Source organism: Arsenicibacter rosenii (assembly GCF_001870735.1).
Lineage (GTDB): Bacteria > Bacteroidota > Bacteroidia > Cytophagales > Spirosomataceae > Arsenicibacter > Arsenicibacter rosenii.
The window spans coordinates 165,819-186,204 of record NZ_MORL01000005.1 but is presented as its reverse complement, the minus strand read 5'-3'; the positions used below and the strand labels follow the sequence as shown (position 1 = coordinate 186,204).

At 46.9% G+C, this 20,386-nt stretch carries 20 protein-coding genes and 4 tRNA genes; all 24 read left to right on the top strand.

The window, feature by feature from the left end:
* Nucleotide 1 precedes the first annotated feature (1 nt).
* Nucleotides 2–595: a cytochrome c oxidase subunit 3 gene (locus BLX24_RS11885; protein ID WP_071503365.1), complete on the top strand. Its 594-nt coding sequence runs from the start codon at nucleotides 2–4 to the stop codon at nucleotides 593–595.
* A gap of 15 nt (nucleotides 596–610) precedes the next feature.
* Nucleotides 611–1,384: a cytochrome c oxidase subunit 3 gene (locus BLX24_RS11880; protein ID WP_071503364.1), complete on the top strand. Its 774-nt coding sequence runs from the start codon at nucleotides 611–613 to the stop codon at nucleotides 1,382–1,384.
* Nucleotides 1,385–1,402: 18 nt separating this feature from the next.
* On the top strand, nucleotides 1,403–1,729 hold the full coding sequence (locus BLX24_RS11875) for a cytochrome C oxidase subunit IV family protein (protein ID WP_071503363.1): 327 nt from the start codon (nucleotides 1,403–1,405) through the stop codon (nucleotides 1,727–1,729).
* Between the two features lie 3 nt (nucleotides 1,730–1,732).
* Nucleotides 1,733–2,443 carry an SCO family protein gene (locus tag BLX24_RS11870; RefSeq protein WP_071503362.1) on the top strand — a complete coding sequence of 237 codons (711 nt, stop codon included), beginning with the start codon at nucleotides 1,733–1,735 and terminating at the stop codon, nucleotides 2,441–2,443.
* Nucleotides 2,444–2,451: 8 nt separating this feature from the next.
* On the top strand, nucleotides 2,452–2,994 hold the full coding sequence (locus BLX24_RS11865; protein ID WP_071503361.1) for a DUF420 domain-containing protein: 543 nt from the start codon (nucleotides 2,452–2,454) through the stop codon (nucleotides 2,992–2,994).
* An 11-nt stretch (nucleotides 2,995–3,005) separates the two neighbouring features.
* A complete protein-coding gene (locus BLX24_RS11860) occupies nucleotides 3,006–3,287 on the top strand; it encodes a CAMCR motif-containing small membrane protein (protein WP_071503360.1) in 282 nt (93 codons plus the stop codon).
* Nucleotides 3,232–3,609, top strand: coding sequence for a DUF983 domain-containing protein (locus tag BLX24_RS31675; protein WP_083421935.1), 378 nt, complete (start codon nucleotides 3,232–3,234; stop codon nucleotides 3,607–3,609). Before BLX24_RS11860 ends, BLX24_RS31675 begins: the two co-directional genes overlap by 56 nt.
* A 116-nt stretch (nucleotides 3,610–3,725) precedes the next feature.
* The gene (locus tag BLX24_RS11855; protein ID WP_071503359.1) at nucleotides 3,726–4,313 is read left to right on the top strand and encodes an RNA polymerase sigma factor; all 588 of its coding nucleotides are present in this window, start codon (nucleotides 3,726–3,728) and stop codon (nucleotides 4,311–4,313) included.
* Nucleotides 4,282–5,172 (top strand): hypothetical protein, encoded by an 891-nt coding sequence (locus BLX24_RS11850; RefSeq protein ID WP_071503358.1) that lies wholly within the window; start codon nucleotides 4,282–4,284, stop codon nucleotides 5,170–5,172. The genes BLX24_RS11855 and BLX24_RS11850 overlap by 32 nt, the downstream gene beginning before the upstream one ends.
* Complete coding sequence (locus BLX24_RS11845; protein WP_071503357.1) at nucleotides 5,169–6,206, top strand: outer membrane beta-barrel protein; 1,038 nt, start codon at nucleotides 5,169–5,171, stop codon at nucleotides 6,204–6,206. Before BLX24_RS11850 ends, BLX24_RS11845 begins: the two co-directional genes overlap by 4 nt.
* 154 nt (nucleotides 6,207–6,360) lie before the next feature.
* Nucleotides 6,361–6,443: transfer RNA gene (locus tag BLX24_RS11840), tRNA-Tyr, on the top strand.
* Nucleotides 6,444–6,509: 66 nt separating this feature from the next.
* Nucleotides 6,510–6,585 (top strand) — tRNA-Gly (locus BLX24_RS11835).
* Between the two features lie 73 nt (nucleotides 6,586–6,658).
* Nucleotides 6,659–6,733, top strand: a tRNA-Thr gene (locus tag BLX24_RS11830).
* A 157-nt stretch (nucleotides 6,734–6,890) separates the two neighbouring features.
* Nucleotides 6,891–8,078 (top strand): elongation factor Tu, encoded by a 1,188-nt coding sequence (gene tuf, locus BLX24_RS11825; protein WP_071503356.1) that lies wholly within the window; start codon nucleotides 6,891–6,893, stop codon nucleotides 8,076–8,078.
* 130 nt (nucleotides 8,079–8,208) lie between these two features.
* A tRNA-Trp gene (locus BLX24_RS11820) sits at nucleotides 8,209–8,279 on the top strand.
* A gap of 15 nt (nucleotides 8,280–8,294) precedes the next feature.
* Nucleotides 8,295–8,486 (top strand): preprotein translocase subunit SecE, encoded by a 192-nt coding sequence (gene secE / locus BLX24_RS11815; protein WP_071503355.1) that lies wholly within the window; start codon nucleotides 8,295–8,297, stop codon nucleotides 8,484–8,486.
* A 68-nt stretch (nucleotides 8,487–8,554) separates the two neighbouring features.
* Entirely contained in the window at nucleotides 8,555–9,112 is a 558-nt protein-coding gene (gene nusG, locus BLX24_RS11810) for a transcription termination/antitermination protein NusG (RefSeq protein WP_071503354.1), read from the top strand.
* An 83-nt stretch (nucleotides 9,113–9,195) separates the two neighbouring features.
* Nucleotides 9,196–9,642: a 50S ribosomal protein L11 gene (rplK, locus tag BLX24_RS11805; protein ID WP_071503353.1), complete on the top strand. Its 447-nt coding sequence runs from the start codon at nucleotides 9,196–9,198 to the stop codon at nucleotides 9,640–9,642.
* Between the two features lie 21 nt (nucleotides 9,643–9,663).
* The gene (gene rplA / locus BLX24_RS11800) at nucleotides 9,664–10,362 is read left to right on the top strand and encodes a 50S ribosomal protein L1 (protein WP_071503352.1); all 699 of its coding nucleotides are present in this window, start codon (nucleotides 9,664–9,666) and stop codon (nucleotides 10,360–10,362) included.
* Between the two features lie 2 nt (nucleotides 10,363–10,364).
* Nucleotides 10,365–10,898 carry a 50S ribosomal protein L10 gene (rplJ, locus tag BLX24_RS11795; protein WP_071503351.1) on the top strand — a complete coding sequence of 178 codons (534 nt, stop codon included), beginning with the start codon at nucleotides 10,365–10,367 and terminating at the stop codon, nucleotides 10,896–10,898.
* 113 nt (nucleotides 10,899–11,011) lie between these two features.
* The gene (gene rplL / locus BLX24_RS11790) at nucleotides 11,012–11,395 is read left to right on the top strand and encodes a 50S ribosomal protein L7/L12 (protein WP_071503350.1); all 384 of its coding nucleotides are present in this window, start codon (nucleotides 11,012–11,014) and stop codon (nucleotides 11,393–11,395) included.
* A 264-nt stretch (nucleotides 11,396–11,659) separates the two neighbouring features.
* A complete protein-coding gene (gene rpoB / locus BLX24_RS11785; protein WP_229201777.1) occupies nucleotides 11,660–15,505 on the top strand; it encodes a DNA-directed RNA polymerase subunit beta in 3,846 nt (1,281 codons plus the stop codon).
* 117 nt (nucleotides 15,506–15,622) lie between these two features.
* Nucleotides 15,623–19,951, top strand: coding sequence for a DNA-directed RNA polymerase subunit beta' (gene rpoC / locus BLX24_RS11780; RefSeq protein ID WP_071503348.1), 4,329 nt, complete (start codon nucleotides 15,623–15,625; stop codon nucleotides 19,949–19,951).
* 106 nt (nucleotides 19,952–20,057) lie between these two features.
* Nucleotides 20,058–20,378: a DUF3467 domain-containing protein gene (locus tag BLX24_RS11775; RefSeq protein WP_071503347.1), complete on the top strand. Its 321-nt coding sequence runs from the start codon at nucleotides 20,058–20,060 to the stop codon at nucleotides 20,376–20,378.
* Nucleotides 20,379–20,386: the final 8 nt, after the last annotated feature.

Sequence of the window (20,386 nt, the reverse complement as noted above, 5' to 3'; positions counted from 1 at the left end):
TATGAATGAGGAGTTAGAAAGCGTAAATTTCATTGAGCAGGAGCCTGAAGAAACGTTGTCAATGAATCCACGGAAGTTTATTCTGTGGTTGTTTATTGTCAGTATCATCATGCTGTTTGCCGCAATGACAAGTGCATATCTGGTGCGCCGGGCCGAGGGAAACTGGCTGGAATATGATATTCCACCAATTTTTGGGTACAGTACAGCCGTTTTGATCGTAAGTAGTTTAACGATCCACTGGGCATACTGGGCTGCAAAAAAAGATCGGTTCAACACACTCAAGACGGCAATAACTATTACTTTTGTAGCCGGAATGGCCTTTTTATACATGCAGTTTCAAGGCTGGGTCCAGTTGGTTGATCAAAAAGTTTTCTTTGTTGGCAATCCGGCGGGGTCCTTTATGTATGTATTTACAGGATTGCATGCTTTTCACTTGATTTCAGGACTAATTGTTCTGTTATTTGCACTGAAAGCATCATTCCAGCTTCGTGTCCATGCGAAAAGCTTAGATCAGATTGAGATTGCAGCAACGTATTGGCACTTCCTTGACATTCTTTGGATTTATTTATTCCTGTTTTTGATCTATTTTCATTGATTTAATTTCTGACGCATGGCGGCTACTGTAACGACGGATTCAACCGAAGTGTTCGACAAGAAATCCTGGATGGGTGGGGTTGAGCCTATGAAGGTGAGCTACGGTAAACTGATGATGTGGTTTTTCCTGTTATCAGATACCTTTACCTTTTCAGCCTTACTTGTGACGTATGGCTTAATTCGCTTCAGCTTCCCGGCTTATGATCCGGCAGTACATGGAGCTTTTCAGTTTTCAGACCTTTACTGGCCGATTCCGGAAAAGGTTTACAACTCAGTACCGTTCCTGCATGGTGTAGATCTCCCGCTGGTTTTTGTGGGTATCATGACCTTTATCCTGATCTTTAGTAGCGTAACGATGGTACTGGCTGTTGAAGCCGGTCACCGTATGGACCGCGCTTCGGTAGAAAAATACATGCTCTGGACAATCATTGGCGGGTTTGCCTTCCTGGGCTGCCAGGCATGGGAGTGGAGCCACTTTATCCATGGCACAGACAATGGTCGTATGATCACAGATGTGGTAACAAAGGAAGTACGTACCATCTTTGGCGCCAACCTGACGGAGAATGAATATGGTCCGGCAGCCTTTGCTGATCTGTTCTTCTTTATCACAGGTTTCCACGGCACACACGTATTTAGTGGAGTTGTATTGAATATTCTGATTTTCTATCGTACTGCAACCGGCCTTTACGCCCGCCGCGGTCACTACGAAATGGTTGAAAAGGTTGGTCTGTACTGGCACTTTGTAGACCTGGTCTGGGTATTCGTGTTTACCTTCTTCTATCTTGTTTAATTGACGATATTCTGAAACATGGCAGGTCATAACTACACACATGATCACGAAGAGGTGGAAATTGCACCTCCGCAAACCAAAGCAATCTGGAGAACATTTTATATTCTGGGTGGCATCACTGCATTTGAATTTTTGATCGCCTTTACCTTGCACGCAAGCATTTTAAAGACATCAATCTTCATTGGCTTGACAATTGTTAAAGCATTTTACATTGTAGGTGAGTTTATGCACCTCAAGCATGAAGTAAAGAGCCTGATCTGGGCTGTTCTGCTTCCATGTATGTTCGTTGTCTGGTTACTGGTAGCATTACTGATCGAAGGAGAATCAATCTTCATGATCCGTTAAACTATGTCTAAAAAATTTAAAGCCGGGATCCTGCTAGTTGTGCTGGCGGTCCCGGCTTTGTTTTATATCGCATTGAAAGGTTTAAGTGAGAATCACTATAAACTGAGAAAGTACATACCGGTCATTGATTCAACTACCGGGGAGCCGAAGTATGGCCGGCAAATCAATGATTTCGGGCAGGAGGTTGAAGATACCCTGTTCAGGACAGTTGGTACGTTTAATCTGATTGATCAGAACGGAAAGCAGGTAAACGGTGCCCTGGTAAACGATAAAATTCATATTGCGGCTTTTTTCTTTACCCGCTGCGGTACCATTTGTCCTAAAATATCAACACAACTCAGCAGGGTGCAGGATGTGTTCCGGGATCAGAAAAGTATTGTACTCCTGTCATTCTCGGTGGATCCGCAACATGATACGCCGGCAGTTATGCAAGCCTACGCAAAGAAATATGATGCGATTACCGGAAAGTGGTATTTCCTGACCGGCGACAAAGAGCAGATATATACTTTGGCTCAGCATGGCTATTTTTTGCCGGTTGTTGATAAAGGCCTGGATTACGGCAAGCCTGACGAAACTTTCATCCACACAGAGAAGGTTGTTTTAGTGGATAAGCAAGGACATATCAGAGGATTTTACGATGGTACAGATAAGGAAGATGTCGATCGCCTGATCCTCGAAACCCGTGTCCTGCTCGATATTTACAGCAAACAATAGAACGTGCTATGGAAGCAATTCAAACGGAAAAAGAACAAAAAGCAAACCGATTGATCAACATCCTGGCCATTGCTATTCCGGTTGCAGTGGCGGTCTTACTTGGAATAAGACAAAAAGTTGACCTTGGGCAATGGACAACCTGGCTACCGCATATCAATGGGGTAATCAATTCATTGACAGCTGTGCTGTTGATTTTAGGACTGATCTTCATCAGAAAGCGAAATATTGAAGCGCACAGAATCACAATGTTGACTGCATTCGCACTGGGTTCTCTCTTCCTGGTGAGTTATGTATTGTATCACCTGTCCAATGAGTCAACGCCATTCGGTGGGCAGGGAGTTATCCGGCCCGTCTATTACTTTCTGTTGATCTCCCATATCGTGTTATCGGTTGTGGTGGTCTGGTTTGTACTGAAGGCCGTTTACTTTGCTACGTCCGGACAGTTCGAACGCCACAGGAAAGTTGTGAAGTGGGCCTACCCGATCTGGCTTTATGTCAGTATAACCGGTGTAATCGTTTATTTAATGATTAAGCCATATTACATTCATTAACCTTGAACCCCATGAAACGAATATCAGCATGCTTAACGGTATTAATTGCATTGGCTGCCAACCTGTCGGCATCGGCACAGTGTGCCATGTGTAGAGGCACAGTAGAAAGTACAGTGAGTAATGGCCGTAGTGTTGTTGCATCAGATTTAAATTTCGGGATTATTTATCTGCTTGCCATTCCGTACCTGATGGTAGCTGTCGTTGCTTTTGTCTGGTACCGGAATAGCCGAAAAGAATATGCAAAACGTCTCGAAATTACAAGCCGTGTCCGGCGGGCTATGTCCCAGATGTAGGAAAGGCAAAATCTTTGCAGCGCCTTTTTATAACCTGAGACGCTTTGATGACATGCACGAACATTGCCCGAATTGTGGCCTGCGGTACGAGATAGAACCTGGCTATTTCTATGGGGCTATGTACGTAAGTTATGCCATCTCAGGAGCAGTAGCTTTAGTGACAGCCTTTTCATTATTTTATTTTGCTAACGATCCGGATGGCTGGATTTATGTAAGTGTGATTGTACCATTAATGCTACTGATTGCACCGGTAAACTTCAGAATATCCAGAATCATCTGGCTGCATTTTGTAGCAGGCATAAAATACAGGCCAGACCTGTAAAGACGGGAAGCCGGAGTCGAACATGCTCCGGCTTTTTTTATAAAAAAACAGGAAGCCATGCAACCTCGGCCAGAGGAATCTGCATCTTCAAAACAAACGAACGGTGAAGCAGCGTTATGTTAAGAATTATACCTTTTTATCCGACAGAAGCAAAGCTTGTAACAGCTCTGAAGCGCGGTGAAGCCCGTGCGCAGAAGGTTGTTTATGAGCGCTATTCGGGTAAAATGTTAGCAATATGCGTTCGTTATGTTGCCAATAGAGCTGATGCTGAAGAGGTCATGATCGATGGATTTATGAGGATTTATGAAAAAATCGACCAATTCAGAGAAGAAGGAAGTTTTGAGGGGTGGATGAAGCGGGTAATGGTAACCGAATCGTTAATGTTTTTGCGTAAGAAAAAAGCATGGCGGCAGGAGATTCCAATAGAAGATATGGGCGTAGAACCGGATTATCACTGGGCCGAAACCTCGCTGGAGTCAGAAGATCTGATGCGTTTGGTAAACCAGTTACCGGATGGTTATCGAACGGTTTTTAACCTTTATGCCATTGAAGGGTACTCGCATGCAGAAATCGCAGAAATGCTTAAAATCAGCGAAGGTACCTCAAAGTCACAGCTTAGCCGTGCACGTACGCTATTGCAGGTTGGTCTAAAGAAAATTCAGGAATATCATTATGAAGAAGCATACAGAAAAACAGCCAATTGATGATCTGTTTGCCCGTAAACTAGGCGATATGTCAATTACCCCCGGGCCGAAATCCTGGGATGAACTGCAAAATCGTATGGGAAGGGAGCAGAACCCGCGTATCGTGCCAGTATGGTATCGGTATGCAGCAGCAGCGGCCTGTCTTGTGCTGGTCGGTGGTATTGGCTGGAAGGTCTATCAGACCAGCGAATCGGCGAAGCCGACCACCGCTGTACTGGCCAATGCCGGAAACGATAGCAATAAAGCCGGCAGCCGGAAGGCTGAAGCTGGCCGGATTGAAAACCTGACAACGGCAGATACCGTCAGACAACAAATGGCTCAGGTTGCCACAGAAGTGCCTGCATCTGCTCCGGAAAATATAGGAACAATTCAAAAGGTCAAGGCCAGGCAACAGCAGGAAAAGATACCTGTAGATGCACCAGGACCGTCACCGGTTACGAGCCAAACACCTGAAGAAGAGAGAATGGTGGCCCGGATTCCGGCACCGACAGAGAAATTACCGGTTGCCCCGATTGAAGCGCCAAAGCCAGTCGTTGCAGAGTCTCTTAAACCGGGCCTGCGCGAAGAACCTTCGGAACGGAAACTGGTCGTAATGATTAATACACCCGTACTGGCTACCTCCAAAGCCAGCGAAGTCGCAGGAGCAATCGGGGTAGAATCCGTAAATAAGCCCGAAACAATAGAAGAAGAGGGTTTGTCAAAGGCGAGTAAACTGTTTAAAAAACTAAAACGGATAAAGAACGGGGAAGCGTTGGCATATAAAGGCGAAACAGGAGATGAAGAAGATAGCGGTCTGATTTCACGCTTATATGGAAATGTCAGACAAAGCCTTGAAACAAAAAAAGACAGTAAACAATGAAATTATACAGCAGACTGATTGTCAGTTTCATCATTTTACTACTGGCAGAAAAGAGCATGGCTCTGACGCCCGGTAAGGCAGATTCACTGGTTATACAATTTGCCAATAAAACAAGGATTGTTGTCCATGCACCGGATAAGGCAGGGATTAAAGCGCTGTCAAACTATGATTTGAATAAAGTTATACGGGATATGGGAGCAAAGCTGGATTCCATCCCGGATGGACAGGAAGCCCGTATAACAATTGAAGGGGCTAATGGCCAGCGATACCTGCGTGATACCGTTATTGTCATAACCAAAGAGAAAGGCAGAATCAGTGTAACGATAAAAGCCGACAAGGATACGGTACGAAGTACATCGCCGGTGACCAGAGAAAATCCGAAGGTGACAGACAGCAAAGCCGAAAAGGCGCGGAAAAAAGCAACCAGTCTGAATTCATTCACAAGCTTCCAGTTAGGGCTTAACACGCTGCTTACAGAAAGTGAGATGGCTGCCTACCCGTCAAACCGCTATGATTTGAAGCCGTTAGGATCACGTTATTTTGCGCTGGGTATCGGCCAGCGTCCGACATTGATTAAAGGCAAGAAAGCACGGCTCAGTCTGCAATATGGCATTGAGGTAGCATGGAATAATTATTCATTTGAAAACGATGTAACGATTCAGAAGGGAACTACGCAACTCCAGTTTGTGGATATTCAGGAAGCAGTCAAGCGAACAAAGCTGACGATTTGCAATGTTCAGCTACCGATTGTCCCCAGAGTTAGCTTTTATAACGAATCCGGTAAAAAGATTCTTCATATCGGGGTAGGAGCCTATGTAGGTTATCGGGTAGATAGTTATACAAAAATCAAATTCGAGGACGGTTCTAAAAAGCGGGATCATGATCGTTATTATACAAATGATCTCCGTTATGGAATAATGGCACAGTTAGGTATCGTTAGAACGAACCTGTTTGTAAAGTATGAGTTAAATCCGGTATTTCAAGCAGGAAAAGGACCGGATGTAAGAGGGCTAAGTTTCGGTGTAATACTTTGATTAACAAGCTTGTCTGTTGTTTTTAACGATGTATGCTCAAAAAAAAAGTTGAAAATGAAAACATTTTTTTTGAGTTAGATATTGACAAAAGGCTAAAACCGTGTAATTTTGCAACTCCAAACCGAAACGCGGGGTGGAAAAGTAAATAAAAGCAGGGGAGTTTCCAGAGTGGCCAAATGGATCAGACTGTAAATCTGCTGGCGTACGCCTTCGGAGGTTCGAATCCTCCACTCCCCACAAGGCTTTTAATGTTCACGGGTGATAGTACTAAGCCTGTGAAAAACAGCAAAAGCAAACATAAATGCGGGAGTAGCTCAGTTGGTAGAGCGATAGCCTTCCAAGCTATAGGTCGCGGGTTCGAACCTCGTCTCCCGCTCCATGACAAAAGGATGTACAGTGTAAAATGAAAAATGCTTCTCATTAATCATTATACATTGTACATTTTTATGTTCGCCTTCTTAGCTCAGGGGTAGAGCACTTCCTTGGTAAGGAAGAGGTCGTCGGTTCAAATCCGATAGAAGGCTCCAGCCATCGAACGTGTTGATTTGCCCCGTTCGGGAAGAACAGTTAGCTGTTCTGCTCAGGCTAATGAAAAAGTGCTCTTGAGGGCACTTTCTTGTTTCTCAGCAAATTCAAAAATAAACTAATAGTTAATTCTTTAAGCGTTTTTTAACGTTTTTAAACATGGCAAAAGAGAACTTTGACCGCTCCAAACCGCACGTAAACATCGGTACAATCGGTCACGTTGACCACGGCAAAACGACGCTGACGGCTGCCATTACGAAAGTTTTGGCGGAAAAAGGTCTAGCCGCAGTTCGGGACTTCTCCTCAATTGACAATGCCCCTGAAGAGAAAGAACGTGGTATTACCATCAATACTTCTCACGTAGAATACCAAACTGCTAACCGTCACTACGCACACGTCGATTGCCCGGGTCACGCTGACTATGTGAAGAACATGGTTACAGGTGCCGCTCAGATGGACGGTGCCATCCTGGTAGTAGCTGCGACTGACGGTCCAATGCCACAAACACGTGAGCACATCCTGCTTGCTCGTCAGGTAGGTGTACCTCAGCTGGTAGTGTTCATGAACAAAGTGGATATGGTGGACGATCCGGAACTGCTTGAACTGGTAGAGATGGAAATCCGCGAACTGTTGAGCTTCTATGAATTCGACGGTGACAACATTCCGGTTATCCAGGGTTCTGCTCTGGGTGGTCTGAACGGCGACGCGAAATGGGTTGCTACAATCGACGAGCTGATGGCTGCTGTTGATAGCTTCATCCCACTGCCTCCACGTCAGACTGATCTGCCATTCCTGATGCCAATCGAAGACGTATTCTCGATCACTGGTCGTGGTACGGTTGCAACGGGTCGTATCGAGCGTGGTATCATCAACTCAGGTGAGCAGGTTGAAATCCTGGGTATGGGTGCTGAAAACCTGAAGTCAGTTGTAACTGGTGTTGAAATGTTCCGGAAGATCCTGGATCGTGGTGAAGCTGGTGACAACGTAGGTCTGCTGTTGCGTGGTATTGAGAAAACCGATATCCGTCGTGGTATGGTTATCTGTAAGCCAGGTTCAGTTAAGCCTCACTCGAAATTCAAAGCCGAGGTTTACGTTCTGTCAAAAGAAGAAGGTGGCCGTCACACGCCATTCTTTAACAAATACCGTCCTCAGTTCTACTTCCGTACAACTGACGTAACTGGCGAGATCAAATTGCCGGATGGCGTAGAGATGGTTATGCCTGGTGATAACATCACTATCGAAGTAACACTGATCAACCAGATCGCTATGGAGAAAGGTCTTCGTTTCGCGATCCGCGAAGGTGGCCGTACGGTAGGTGCTGGTCAGGTAACTGAGATCATCGAATAATATTTTTGAAACAAGTGCATTATCGCAAGATGATGCACTTGTTTTTTTATAATTAATTAGTACTTTTGCAGTCCGTTTCGACGGGCACAATACGAGGAAAGAACTTTCTACCAGCTTTCTTCACAAATCTACGGGTGTAGTTCAAGGGTAGAATAGCGGTCTCCAAAACCGTTGATGGGAGTTCGAATCTCTCCACCCGTGCAAATCCTTTTACAGATGGACAAGTTTATTTCGTTTCTGAAAGACTCCTGGGAGGAGTTTCAGCACAATGTCACTTGGCCAAAATTTAGTGAGCTACAGGCCAGTTCAACTCTGGTTCTAGTGGCTTCATTAGTTTTTGCACTCGTCGTTGGTCTGATCGATTTCTTGTTTGAGAATGCACTGAATGCCTTTTATCAGTCGTTCTAAACTGATTTACGAATAACGGTGGCAGGAGTACAATAACCTGAAATCGTACGTCCAAAATCAACAATATTATGAGCAGCGGCATTAATTGGTATGTCATTCGGGCGGTATCCGGGCAGGAAAAGAAAATTAAATCTTACCTGGATAACGAAATCATTCGACAAAAGTTAGATGAAGTTATTCCGCAGGTATTAATTCCGGCGGAGAAGGTATACGAAATGCGTAACGGTAAGAAGCGCATTCGGGAAAAATCATTCTTTCCTGGCTATATCCTGATTTCAGCTGATTTGTCAAATAACCGTGCGCTTGACCTGATCACAAATATGCCTGGTGTTCTTGGCTTCTTGGGCAATACAAGCGGTACGACGAAGATTCCTGTTCCACTGCGTCAGGCAGAAGTTAACCGGATTTTGGGTAAGGTAGACGAGGAAACTCAGGAAGTTGCCGCGCCTACCGTACAGTTCCTGAAAGGTGAATCTGTAAAAGTAATCGACGGGCCATTCAGTGGTTTTGTCGGTACAGTAGAGGAAGTATTCGATGATCGTAAAAAGCTGAACGTTGTCGTTAAGATTTTTGGTCGGAATACACCTGTTGAATTGAGTTACGCACAAGTAGATAAAGAGAGCTAGACAAAATCTGGTTTTCAGTTTGTTATTCAGGCTTCCCTCTGGAATGGCAAACACAAATTGAGTCTGTTTAAAGACACAAGAAAATGGCAAAAGAAGTAGGTGGCTACGTAAAGTTGCAGGTAAAAGGCGGTCAAGCTAACCCTTCACCTCCGATCGGTCCGGCTCTGGGTTCCAAAGGTCTAAACATCATGGAATTCTGCAAGCAGTTTAACGGCCGTACGCAGGATAAGATGGGTATGATCTTGCCGGTGTTGATTACTTATTACAAAGACAAAACATTTGACTTTGTCATTAAGACTCCACCAGCGCCCGTTCTGTTGAAAGAAGCAGCCAAGGTTAAAGGTGGTTCAGCTCAGCCAAACCGTACAAAGGTTGGTTCAGTATCGTGGGATCAGGTAAAGCAAATCGCTGAGACGAAAATGCCGGACCTGAACTGCTTTACCGTTGAGTCTGCAATGCGCATGATCGCTGGTACAGCTCGCAGCATGGGGATCACAGTGACGGGTACCGCTCCCTGGGACAACCAGTAAGCCAAACGCAATTTACGAGACATGGCTAAGTTGACAAAAAAACAAAAGGAAGCTTTATCGAAGTATGATGCTGCTAAAGAATATTCGCTGCTGCAAGCCGCTGATATCCTGAAGCAGATTTCATACACGAAATTTGACTCTTCCGTAGATATTGACGTTCGGTTGGGCGTTGATCCGCGTAAAGCTGACCAAATGGTTCGTGGTGTTGCCACATTGCCGCATGGTACAGGTAAAACGGTTCGCGTACTGGTACTTTGTACACCGGACAAGGAGCAAGAAGCGAAAGACGCTGGTGCTGACTTCGTTGGCTTAGATGACTATATTCAGAAGATTGAAAAAGGCTGGACGGATGTAGACGTGATTATCACGATGCCTAACGTTATGGCTAAAGTCGGTCGTCTGGGACGTATTCTGGGGCCACGTGGTCTGATGCCAAACCCTAAGTCGGGTACGGTAACACTGGAAGTTGGCAATGCCGTTCGTGAAGTGAAAGCAGGTAAGATTGACTTTAAAGTTGATAAAACCGGTATCATTCACACAAGCATTGGCAAGGTATCGTTCGATCCGGAGAAAATTGCTGAAAACGCACAGGAAATCATCGCTACATTGTTACGTCTGAAGCCTTCATCGGCAAAAGGTACCTATGTGAAATCGATTCACCTGTCGAGCACAATGAGTCCGGGCGTAATCATTGACAAAAGCACAGTAGCTGGAATTTAATCATGACACGGGAGGAAAAAGGAGTAATCATTGAGGAATTGGCTCAGAAGTTTCAGACCATTCCTTTCTTCTATATCACCGAAGCCAGTGGCATGACGGTTGACCAGGTCAACCAACTCCGCCGCATGTGCTTTGAACGTGGTATCGAGTACAAAGTGGTGAAGAATACCTTCATCAAAAAAGCACTTGAAACAGTTGCCGGAGCGGATTTTACTCCGTTTAACGATACGGTTCTGAAGGGTCAGTCGGGCGTAATGTTCCATGCTGAAAACCAGAAAGCACCGGCGCAGTTGATCAAAGAGTTTCGTAAAACAAACGATAAACTGCAATTAAAAGGCGCCTCAATCGACGCCAGCCTGTTTATCGGCGCTGATCAGCTGGATACATTGATCTCGCTGAAGAGCCGTCAGGAGTTGATTGGCGATATCGTTGGCTTGCTGCAATCACCTGCGAAGAATGTGGTTTCGGCCCTTCAGAGCGGCGGTGGCAAACTGGCCGGCATCCTCAAAACGCTTTCAGAGCGCGAGGAAGCATAAGCGTAAGACAGTCTTCGTACTGCGCTTACCAGTGCAAAACAATACTCGTGGCTCGAAAAAGAAAGCCACAAAATCTAACAAAATCGTAAAACAATTTAATCAAGAATACTAAAATGGCAGATTTGAAAGCGTTCGCTGAGCAGCTTGTAAACCTGACAGTGAAAGAAGTTAACGAACTGGCAGCTATCCTGAAAGATGAGTATGGCATCGAACCGGCTGCTGCTGCTCCGGTAATGGTAGCTGGTGGTACAGGTGGTGGCGATGCTGCTGCAGCCGCTCCTGAGAAAACTTCATTCGATGTAATCCTGAAGGCTCCGGGTGCTGGTAAACTGGCTGTTGTGAAGCTGGTTAAAGATCTGACAGGTCTGGGCCTGAAAGAAGCGAAAGAATTAGTTGACAGCGCTCCTAAGCCTCTGAAAGAAGGCGTAGCTAAAGACGAAGCTGAAGCGCTGAAAAAACAACTTGAAGAAGCTGGTGCTGAAGTAGAAATTAAATAATTTCAGCCCTTTTTCTGATATCACTCCAAGTAGAGGAGGCCTGGCCAACGTCAGGTCTTTTCTGCTTGGAGGCTTTTTTGTCTATGAAAATTCGTAGCAGTAAACTATTTTAGATTACTGTACGTTGTTCCTTTATGCCCCCACAGGACGGGTGACGTCTGGGGCATTGTATGACTACCTTCGCAGGAGTTATAACGAATATTCTCAGGGTAAAGTTATACAGTTTTGCTCACATTCTTGGCTACAAACGCAAAAAACAACAGCATGCGCAAAAACTTTGCGACAATCCAGCCAGTGATTGAATATCCGGATTTTCTGGACGTTCAAATTAAATCCTTCAAAGATTTTTTCCAGCTTGATACACCATCTGACCACCGCTCACAAGAGGGTTTGTTTAAGGTGTTTCAAGAAAACTTCCCAATCTCCGATTCACGGGAGAATTTCGTACTGGAATTTATCGACTATTCGGTCGATCCACCGAAATATTCCGTTGACGAGTGTATTGATCGCGGCCTGACTTATTCAGTGCCTCTCAAAGCAAAGCTGCGGCTGTCAAACAATGACCCGGATAACGAAGACTTTGAGACAATCGAGCAAGAGGTATTTTTAGGGAATATCCCTTACATGACCGAAAAAGGCTCTTTTGTTATCAATGGTGCCGAACGGGTAATCGTTTCGCAGCTTCACCGTTCACCAGGTGTGTTTTTCTCGATGAGCAAACACACAAACGGCACAAAGCTTTACTCTGCGCGTATCATTCCATTCAAAGGATCATGGATTGAATTTTCAACAGACGTAAACAACGTCATGTACGCGTACATTGACCGGAAAAAGAAATTTCCGGTTACAACGCTGTTACGGGCGATTGGTTTTGGATCTGATAAAGACATTCTCGACCTGTTTGGTTTATCTGAAGAGGTTCCGGCGACACCGGCTAACGTGAAGAAAGCCATCGGCCGTCGTCTGGCAGCACGGGTACTTCGCACCTGGACAGAAGACTTTGTGGATGAAGATACCGGTGAGGTCGTATCCATCAGCCGCAACGAAGTATTGCTGGAGCGTGACTCGGTTATCTCGGTTGATGATATTGACACGATTATTGAATCAGGTCAGAAATCGGTCATCCTGCATAAGGAAGACATGAACGTGGCCGATTACAATATCATTTATAACACCCTGCAGAAAGATAGCTCAAACTCTGAAAAAGAAGCGGTTGAGCAAATCTACCGGCAGTTACGTAACGCTGATGCACCGGACGAGCAGACTGCTCGTGAAATCATCCAGAGCTTGTTCTTTTCAGACAAGCGCTATGACTTAGGTGACGTCGGCCGTTATCGGATCAATAAAAAGCTTGGTCTTGATGTAGCCTCAGATACGAAAGTACTGACAACACAGGATATTGTGTCGATCGTGAAGTATCTGATCGGGCTGATCAATGCCAAGGCTGTAGTCGATGATATTGACCACCTCAGCAACCGTCGTGTACGGACTGTGGGTGAACAATTATATGCGCAATTTGGTGTTGGTCTGGCCCGTATGGCGCGGACAATCAAAGAGCGGATGAACGTACGTGATAATGAAGACTTCAAACCGGTTGATCTGATCAACGCACGGACGCTGTCTTCGGTTATCAACTCGTTCTTTGGTACCAACCAGCTATCGCAGTTTATGGACCAAACCAACCCGTTGGCAGAAGTAACGCATAAGCGTCGGATGTCAGCTCTGGGGCCTGGTGGTCTGTCCCGCGAACGTGCCGGTTTCGAGGTTCGTGACGTTCACTATACGCACTACGGTCGTTTGTGTACGATCGAAACGCCGGAAGGTCCGAACATCGGTCTGATTTCATCCCTTTGTGTTTACGCGAAGATCAATAGCATGGGCTTCATCGAAACGCCGTATCGTGTCATTGAGAACGGTAAAGTTTCGCCGGAGAAACCGGTGATGTATCTGACCGCCGAAGAGGAAGATTCACACTATATTGCTCAGGCTAACGCCCAGATCAATAATGATGGTACGTTCCAGGTTGACCGGATCAAGTCGCGCTTTGAAGGTGACTTCCCGATGGCTGAGCCGACCAACGTGAGTTACATGGATATCGCGCCTAATCAGATTGTATCGGTTGCGGCCTCGATGATTCCATTCCTTGAACACGATGATGCCAACCGTGCCTTGATGGGTTCAAACATGCAACGTCAGGCTGTACCACTGCTGCGTCCGCAGGCGCCGATTGTTGGTACCGGTCTGGAAGGTCGTGTTGCCGTTGACTCACGGGCATTGGTCGTAGCCGAAGCGGACGGTATGATTGAGTTCGTAGATGCAACGAAAATTGTGGTTCGCTATGAGCTGAGCGATGACGAGCTTGCAGTAAGTTTTGACGAAGACCGCAAAACATACAACCTGATCAAATTCCGCCGGACAAACCAGGATACATGCATCAACCTGAAACCGATTGTTCTGAAGAACCAGAAGGTGAAAAAAGGACAGGTGCTTTGTGAAGGCTATGCAACCCAGGGTGGTGAGCTTGCGCTCGGACGCAACATGAAAGTGGCGTTCATGCCTTGGCAAGGATATAACTTTGAGGATGCGATCGTAATTTCTGAACGCGTTGTTCGGGAAGATATCTTCACATCCATTCACATTGAAGAGTTTGAACTGGAAGTACGGGATACAAAACGCGGTGAAGAAGAATTAACGTCTGAAATCCCGAACGTATCCGAAGAAACGGTTCGTAATCTCGATGAAAACGGTATTGTACGGGTAGGTACAGAGGTGAAAGAAGGCGATATCCTGATTGGTAAGATTACACCAAAAGGAGAGAGCGATCCGACACCTGAAGAAAAACTGCTCCGTGCGATCTTCGGTGATAAAGCCGGTGACGTGAAAGATGCTTCGAAGAAAGCACCACCTTCACTGAAAGGAGTTGTAATCGATACGAAGTTATTTGCCCGTCCGTCAAAAGAAGACCGCGGCAAGCATAAAGACGAGGTAAAAGCGCTGATGAAGCGATATAGCCGTGATCTGGTTGCTATCCGTGAGCGGATGATTGAAAAACTGACGCAACTGCTTGACGGAAAAACAAGCCAGGGCGTACGGCATAAATTTGGTGATGAGATCGTAAGCAAAGGCGTTAAGTTCAACCGGCGTAACGTATCAGAAAACCTGTTCCCTGACAAAAACCCATACCGTGACGAAAGCGGTTATGCGGTTGCGGAAGAGGTGAACCTGCTGCTGGATCTGAACCTCGATGGCTGGACAGAAGATACGCATACCAATAAGCTGATTGTTCAGTTAATCAAGAATTACAACAACCGCCGTAACGAAATCACCGGCCGCTTCAAACGTGAACGTTTTACGCTTGAGGTAGGTGACGAACTGCCGGCTGGTATTGTGAAACTGGCGAAAGTTTACATTGCCAAGAAGCGTAAGCTGAAAGTAGGGGATAAGATGGCCGGTCGCCACGGTAACAAAGGGGTTGTTGCCCGGATTGTACGTGACGAAGACATGCCGTTCCTGGAAGATGGCCGCCCGGTGGATATCGTTCTGAACCCGCTTGGTGTACCTTCACGGATGAACCTTGGTCAGATTTACGAGACGGTATTGGCATGGGCCGGTGAGAAACTGAACCGGAAGTATGCCACGCCGATCTTCGACGGTGCTACCGAAGCCCAGGTTGTAGCTGAGCTCGACGCAGCCGGATTGCCTTCATTTGGCCGTACCTATCTGTATAATGGTCTGACAGGCGACCGCTTCGATCAGCCGGTAACAGTCGGTATTATTTACATGCTGAAACTGGGTCACCTGGTAGATGATAAGATGCACGCCCGTTCGATCGGACCATACTCACTCATCACACAGCAGCCGCTGGGTGGTAAGGCACAGTTCGGTGGTCAGCGGTTTGGTGAGATGGAGGTATGGGCCCTCGAAGCATTCGGTGCGGCAAACATCCTGCAGGAGATCCTGACTGTTAAATCCGATGACGTTGTTGGCCGTGCGAAGGCATATGAAGCGATTGTGAAAGGCGAAAACCTGCCAAAGCCGAATATTCCGGAGTCGTTCAACGTATTGGTACACGAGTTACGCGGTCTTGCACTCGAAATTACTTTAGAATAAAGGAGCTTGTCGAAAAGGAAGGATAGCAAAGGGGCAAATACCCGTTTGCTGCCTTCCCTTCCGGCATGTTCCGTTCTATCCTTAAACATAAAACTCCCGCTTCGGCGGACCGAACCAATGTCCTTCAAAAAGAACAAAAAACTCAATAGCGATTTTGCGAGCGTGACGATCAGTCTGGCATCGCCCGAGTCGATTCTGGAGAGTTCATACGGTGAGGTAACTCAACCGGAGACTATCAACTACCGGACATATAAGCCTGAAATGGGCGGCTTGTTCTGTGAGCGGATCTTCGGGCCAGTGAAAGACTGGGAATGCCATTGCGGCAAATACAAGCGGATTCGCTATAAAGGCATTATCTGCGACCGTTGTGGGGTGGAAGTTACCGAGAAAAAAGTACGTCGTGAGCGTATGGGACACATCGAACTGGTGGTGCCTGTCGCACACATCTGGTACTTCCGGAGCTTACCAAACAAAATTGGTTATCTGCTCGGTCTTTCGACTAAGAAACTCGACCAAATTATCTATTACGAACGGTATGTTGTCGTTCAGTCTGGTGTTAAGGAAGCGGATGGTATCAACGAACTTGACTTCCTGACAGAAGACGAATACCTCGATATTATCGATAAACTGCCAAGCACAAATCAACACCTTGACGATAAAGATCCTCAGAAATTTATCGCGAAAATGGGTGCTGAAGCGCTGGAAATGTTATTGTCACGCCTGAACCTGGATGAGCTTTCGTACTCTCTGCGTCACGCGGCTGCAACCGATACGTCGCAGCAACGCAAAGCAGAAGCCCTGAAGCGTCTGAAAGTAGTTGAGGCTTTCCGCGAAGCAAACGGCCGGATTGAAAACCGTCCTGAATGGATGGTTATTAAAATGGTACCGGTTATTCCGCCGGAGTTGCGTCCGCTTGTCCCGCTGGATGGTGGTCGTTTCGCAACGTCAGATTTGAATGACCTGTATCGCCGGGTAATTATCCGGAACAACCGTCTGAAACGTCTGATCGAGATCAAGGCACCAGAGGTGATCCTGCGTAACGAAAAGCGGATGTTGCAGGAGGCTGTCGACTCATTGTTTGACAACTCACGTAAAGTTAACGCCGTTCGCTCGGAAGGTAACCGTGCCCTGAAATCACTGTCAGACATGCTGAAAGGTAAGCAGGGACGTTTCCGTCAAAACCTGCTTGGTAAGCGTGTTGACTACTCCGGTCGTTCGGTAATTGTTGTGGGCCCGGAACTGAAACTCCACGAGTGTGGTCTGCCTAAAGATATGGCGGCTGAGTTATTCAAGCCGTTTATTATCCGCAAGCTGATCGAGCGGGGTATTGTGAAAACGGTAAAATCAGCCAAGAAGATCGTTGACCGTAAAGATCCGGTTATCTGGGATATCCTGGAAAACGTACTGAAAGGTCACCCTGTATTGCTGAACCGTGCTCCGACACTCCACCGTCTGGGTATTCAGTCTTTCCAGCCTAAGCTGATCGAAGGAAAAGCGATCCAGCTGCACCCGCTTGTATGTACGGCCTTCAACGCCGACTTTGACGGTGACCAGATGGCGGTACACGTACCGCTGGGTCAGGAAGCCGTACTGGAAGCGTCACTGTTGATGCTGGCCTCGCATAACATCCTGAACCCTGCCAACGGTGCACCGATTACCGTACCATCGCAGGACATGGTGTTAGGTCTGTATTACGTAACGAAAGGCCGTCGTAGCACCCCTGAGTACCCGATCGCCGGTGAAGGTATGACCTTCTACGGAGCAGAAGAGGTTATTATTGCTATTAACGAAGGCAAATTGTCGAAGCATGCCAACATTAAGTGCCGTGTTCAGGTACGTAATGAGCAAGGTGAGCTGGAGACAAAAATTATTGATACCGTTGCGGGTCGTTTGTTGTTTAACCAGTCTGTACCGAAGGAAGTAGGGTATATCAATGAGTTGTTGACGAAGAAGAAGCTTCAGCAGATCATTGCCCTGATCTTCAAAATTGCAGGTGGTTCGAAAACAGCCGCATTCCTTGACGAAATTAAAGAACTCGGATTCCAGATGGCCTTCCGTGGTGGGTTGTCAATCGGTCTGAACGACGTTAAGATTCCGGAAGCTAAACAAGGCTTAATTGAGGAAGCGAAACAATCGGTACAGGGCGTTTGGGATAACTACCTGATGGGTCTGATTACGGAAAACGAACGCTATAACCAGGTAATTGATATCTGGACACGGGTTAACTCACGGATTACGGAGACGTTGATGAAGCAGTTGGAGTCAGACCAGCAAGGGTTTAACTCAATCTTCATGATGATGCACTCAGGCGCCCGTGGTTCCCGCGAACAGATCCGTCAGTTAGGGGGTATGCGGGGTCTGATGGCTAAGCCTCAGAAAAACCTGCAGGGCTCTGTTGGGGAGATCATTGAAAACCCGATCCTGTCGAACTTTAAAGAAGGTCTCGACGTATTGGAGTACTTTATCTCAACGCACGGTGCCCGTAAAGGTCTTGCCGATACTGCCTTGAAGACGGCCGATGCCGGTTACCTGACCCGTCGTCTCCACGACGTTGCGCAGGATGTGATTATCTCTGAAGAAGATTGTGGTACACTGCGTGGTCTGCAAATTTCAGCTCTGAAAGACAACGAAGATATCGTTGAGCCACTGTCAGAGCGGATTCTGGGCCGTGTAACGGTTCACGATCTGTATGATCCGATCTCGAAAGAACTGATCATTGCTTCGGGTGATATCATTACGGAAGAAATTGCGGCTCAGATCGATGAAACAAGTCTGGAAACGGTCGAAATCCGTTCGGTACTGACCTGCGAATCGAAGAAGGGTGTTTGTGCGAAATGCTACGGCCGTAACCTGGCAACAGGCCGGATCGTTGATATCGGCGAAGCCGTGGGGGTAATTGCTTCTCAGTCGATCGGTGAGCCTGGTACACAGCTGACACTGCGTACCTTCCACGTGGGTGGTACAGCATCAAACATTGCGGTTGATGCGTCAATCCGCGCTAAATTCGACGGCCGCATTGAGTTTGAAGAAATGCGTACGGTTGAATCACAAGACAACGAAGGAAACTCACAAACCGTTGTGATGGGTCGTTCAGGTGAAGTCCGGATTGTTAGTCCGGAAGACCGCAACCTGGTCCTGATCAGCAACAACGTACCGTACGGTGCCTTCCTGCGGGTGAAAGATGGTGATATGGTGAAGAAGGGTGATGAACTTGCCGTTTGGGATCCATACAACGCCGTTATCCTGTCAGAACTGACAGGGGCAATCAGCTTCGACGCAATCGAAGATGGTATCACCTACCGCGAAGAGTTTGACGAACAGACCGGCTTCCAGGAAATGGTAATTATTGAAAGCCGCGATAAGACGAAGAACCCGGCTATCGTGGTAAGCGGTAAAAGTACATTACTGGAAGATATCACGGAAAAAGGCTATAACCTGCCGGTAGGTGCCCGTCTGGTTGTGAAGACTGGTCAGCAGATTAAAGCCGGTCAGCCACTGGCCAAAATTCCGCGTAACGTTGGTAAAACCCGAGATATTACGGGTGGTCTGCCACGGGTAACTGAGTTGTTCGAAGCCCGTAACCCGTCGAACCCGGCGGTTGTTTCGGAAATCGACGGTGTTGTTACGTACGGTACGATCAAGCGTGGTAACCGCGAAATCTATATCGAGTCGAAAGACGGCACGAAGAAGAAGTACCTGGTGCCTTTGTCGAAGTTCATCCTTGTTCAGGATAATGACTTCGTGAAGGCGGGTGATCCGCTGTCTGACGGGGCCATTACGCCAAGCGACATTCTGGCCATTAAAGGTCCGACTGCCGTACAGGAGTATCTGGTAAACGAGATTCAGGAAGTATACCGTCTGCAAGGTGTAAAAATCAACGATAAGCACATCGAAGCCATCGTGCGTCAGATGATGCAGAAAGTTGAGATCATCGATTCAGGCGATACCAACTTCCTCGAAGGCCAGGTTGTTGACAAGTGGACATTCCGCGAGGAAAACGACAAGGTGATGGATGCCAAAGTAGTTGTTGATGCCGGTGATTCAGAAAACGTGAAACCAGGTATGATTATCTCAGCCCGCCGTCTGCGTGATGAGAATTCAAGCCTGAAACGTCGTGACTTACGCACAGTAACTGTTCGTGATGCGATGGCTGCGGTTTCGCAGCCAACGCTGATGGGTATTACGCAGGCATCACTGGGTACTGAAAGCTTTATCTCTGCGGCATCATTCCAGGAAACAACTAAAGTACTGAGTGAGGCGTCGATCCGTGGTAAAAACGATACGCTGGAAGGGCTGAAGGAGAACGTGATCGTCGGTCACCTGATCCCGGCGGGTACCGGTATTCGCCGTTACCAGAAAACGATCGTTGGCTCAAAAGAAGAATACGATACCATTACCGAATCCCGCGAGCAGTTCTCACGGAGCAAGCGCCGGGCAACGGTATAGTCAGCAGGTTTATCGAAGGGTGAGCCGGATTGGCAATAAAACCAAAGCCAGCCTGGAAACAGGCTGGCTTTATTTGTATAAAGCTGGAACTTAAACTACACACAGGATGAACCCTCAACAACCCAATCAGGACACAACAATCGACGTTGAGTTACCGGAAGACATTGCGGAAGGCATATATGCTAACCTTGCCATGATTGCTCACTCAAACAGCGAGTTTGTGGTGGATTTTATCCGGTTAATGCCCGGCCTGTCGAAAGCTAAAGTAAAGTCACGGATTATCCTGACGCCGGAGCATGCCAAACGGTTATTAGCTGCCCTGAAAGACAACATCCGGAAGTATGAAGAAGCCTACGGTAATATTAACAGTGAAGACAGTGCGTTTCCGTTCCCCGGTGGTTTTAGCGGGCCGGTTGGACAGGCTTAACAAAAAAG

Excerpts from the sequence above, each read along its gene's own strand:
- BLX24_RS11885 (WP_071503365.1), top strand. The coding sequence starts at position 2 with ATGAATGAGGAGTTAGAAAGCGTAAATTTCATTGAGCAGGAGCCTGAA.
- BLX24_RS11880 (WP_071503364.1), top strand. The coding sequence starts at position 611 with ATGGCGGCTACTGTAACGACGGATTCAACCGAAGTGTTCGACAAGAAA.
- BLX24_RS11875 (WP_071503363.1), top strand. The coding sequence starts at position 1,403 with ATGGCAGGTCATAACTACACACATGATCACGAAGAGGTGGAAATTGCA.
- BLX24_RS11870 (WP_071503362.1), top strand. The coding sequence starts at position 1,733 with ATGTCTAAAAAATTTAAAGCCGGGATCCTGCTAGTTGTGCTGGCGGTC.
- BLX24_RS11865 (WP_071503361.1), top strand. The coding sequence starts at position 2,452 with ATGGAAGCAATTCAAACGGAAAAAGAACAAAAAGCAAACCGATTGATC.
- BLX24_RS11860 (WP_071503360.1), top strand. The coding sequence starts at position 3,006 with ATGAAACGAATATCAGCATGCTTAACGGTATTAATTGCATTGGCTGCC.
- BLX24_RS31675 (WP_083421935.1), top strand. The coding sequence starts at position 3,232 with ATGCAAAACGTCTCGAAATTACAAGCCGTGTCCGGCGGGCTATGTCCC.
- BLX24_RS11855 (WP_071503359.1), top strand. The coding sequence starts at position 3,726 with ATGTTAAGAATTATACCTTTTTATCCGACAGAAGCAAAGCTTGTAACA.
- BLX24_RS11850 (WP_071503358.1), top strand. The coding sequence starts at position 4,282 with ATGAAGAAGCATACAGAAAAACAGCCAATTGATGATCTGTTTGCCCGT.
- BLX24_RS11845 (WP_071503357.1), top strand. The coding sequence starts at position 5,169 with ATGAAATTATACAGCAGACTGATTGTCAGTTTCATCATTTTACTACTG.
- tuf (WP_071503356.1), top strand. The coding sequence starts at position 6,891 with ATGGCAAAAGAGAACTTTGACCGCTCCAAACCGCACGTAAACATCGGT.
- secE (WP_071503355.1), top strand. The coding sequence starts at position 8,295 with ATGGACAAGTTTATTTCGTTTCTGAAAGACTCCTGGGAGGAGTTTCAG.
- nusG (WP_071503354.1), top strand. The coding sequence starts at position 8,555 with ATGAGCAGCGGCATTAATTGGTATGTCATTCGGGCGGTATCCGGGCAG.
- rplK (WP_071503353.1), top strand. The coding sequence starts at position 9,196 with ATGGCAAAAGAAGTAGGTGGCTACGTAAAGTTGCAGGTAAAAGGCGGT.
- rplA (WP_071503352.1), top strand. The coding sequence starts at position 9,664 with ATGGCTAAGTTGACAAAAAAACAAAAGGAAGCTTTATCGAAGTATGAT.
- rplJ (WP_071503351.1), top strand. The coding sequence starts at position 10,365 with ATGACACGGGAGGAAAAAGGAGTAATCATTGAGGAATTGGCTCAGAAG.
- rplL (WP_071503350.1), top strand. The coding sequence starts at position 11,012 with ATGGCAGATTTGAAAGCGTTCGCTGAGCAGCTTGTAAACCTGACAGTG.
- rpoB (WP_229201777.1), top strand. The coding sequence starts at position 11,660 with ATGCGCAAAAACTTTGCGACAATCCAGCCAGTGATTGAATATCCGGAT.
- rpoC (WP_071503348.1), top strand. The coding sequence starts at position 15,623 with ATGTCCTTCAAAAAGAACAAAAAACTCAATAGCGATTTTGCGAGCGTG.
- BLX24_RS11775 (WP_071503347.1), top strand. The coding sequence starts at position 20,058 with ATGAACCCTCAACAACCCAATCAGGACACAACAATCGACGTTGAGTTA.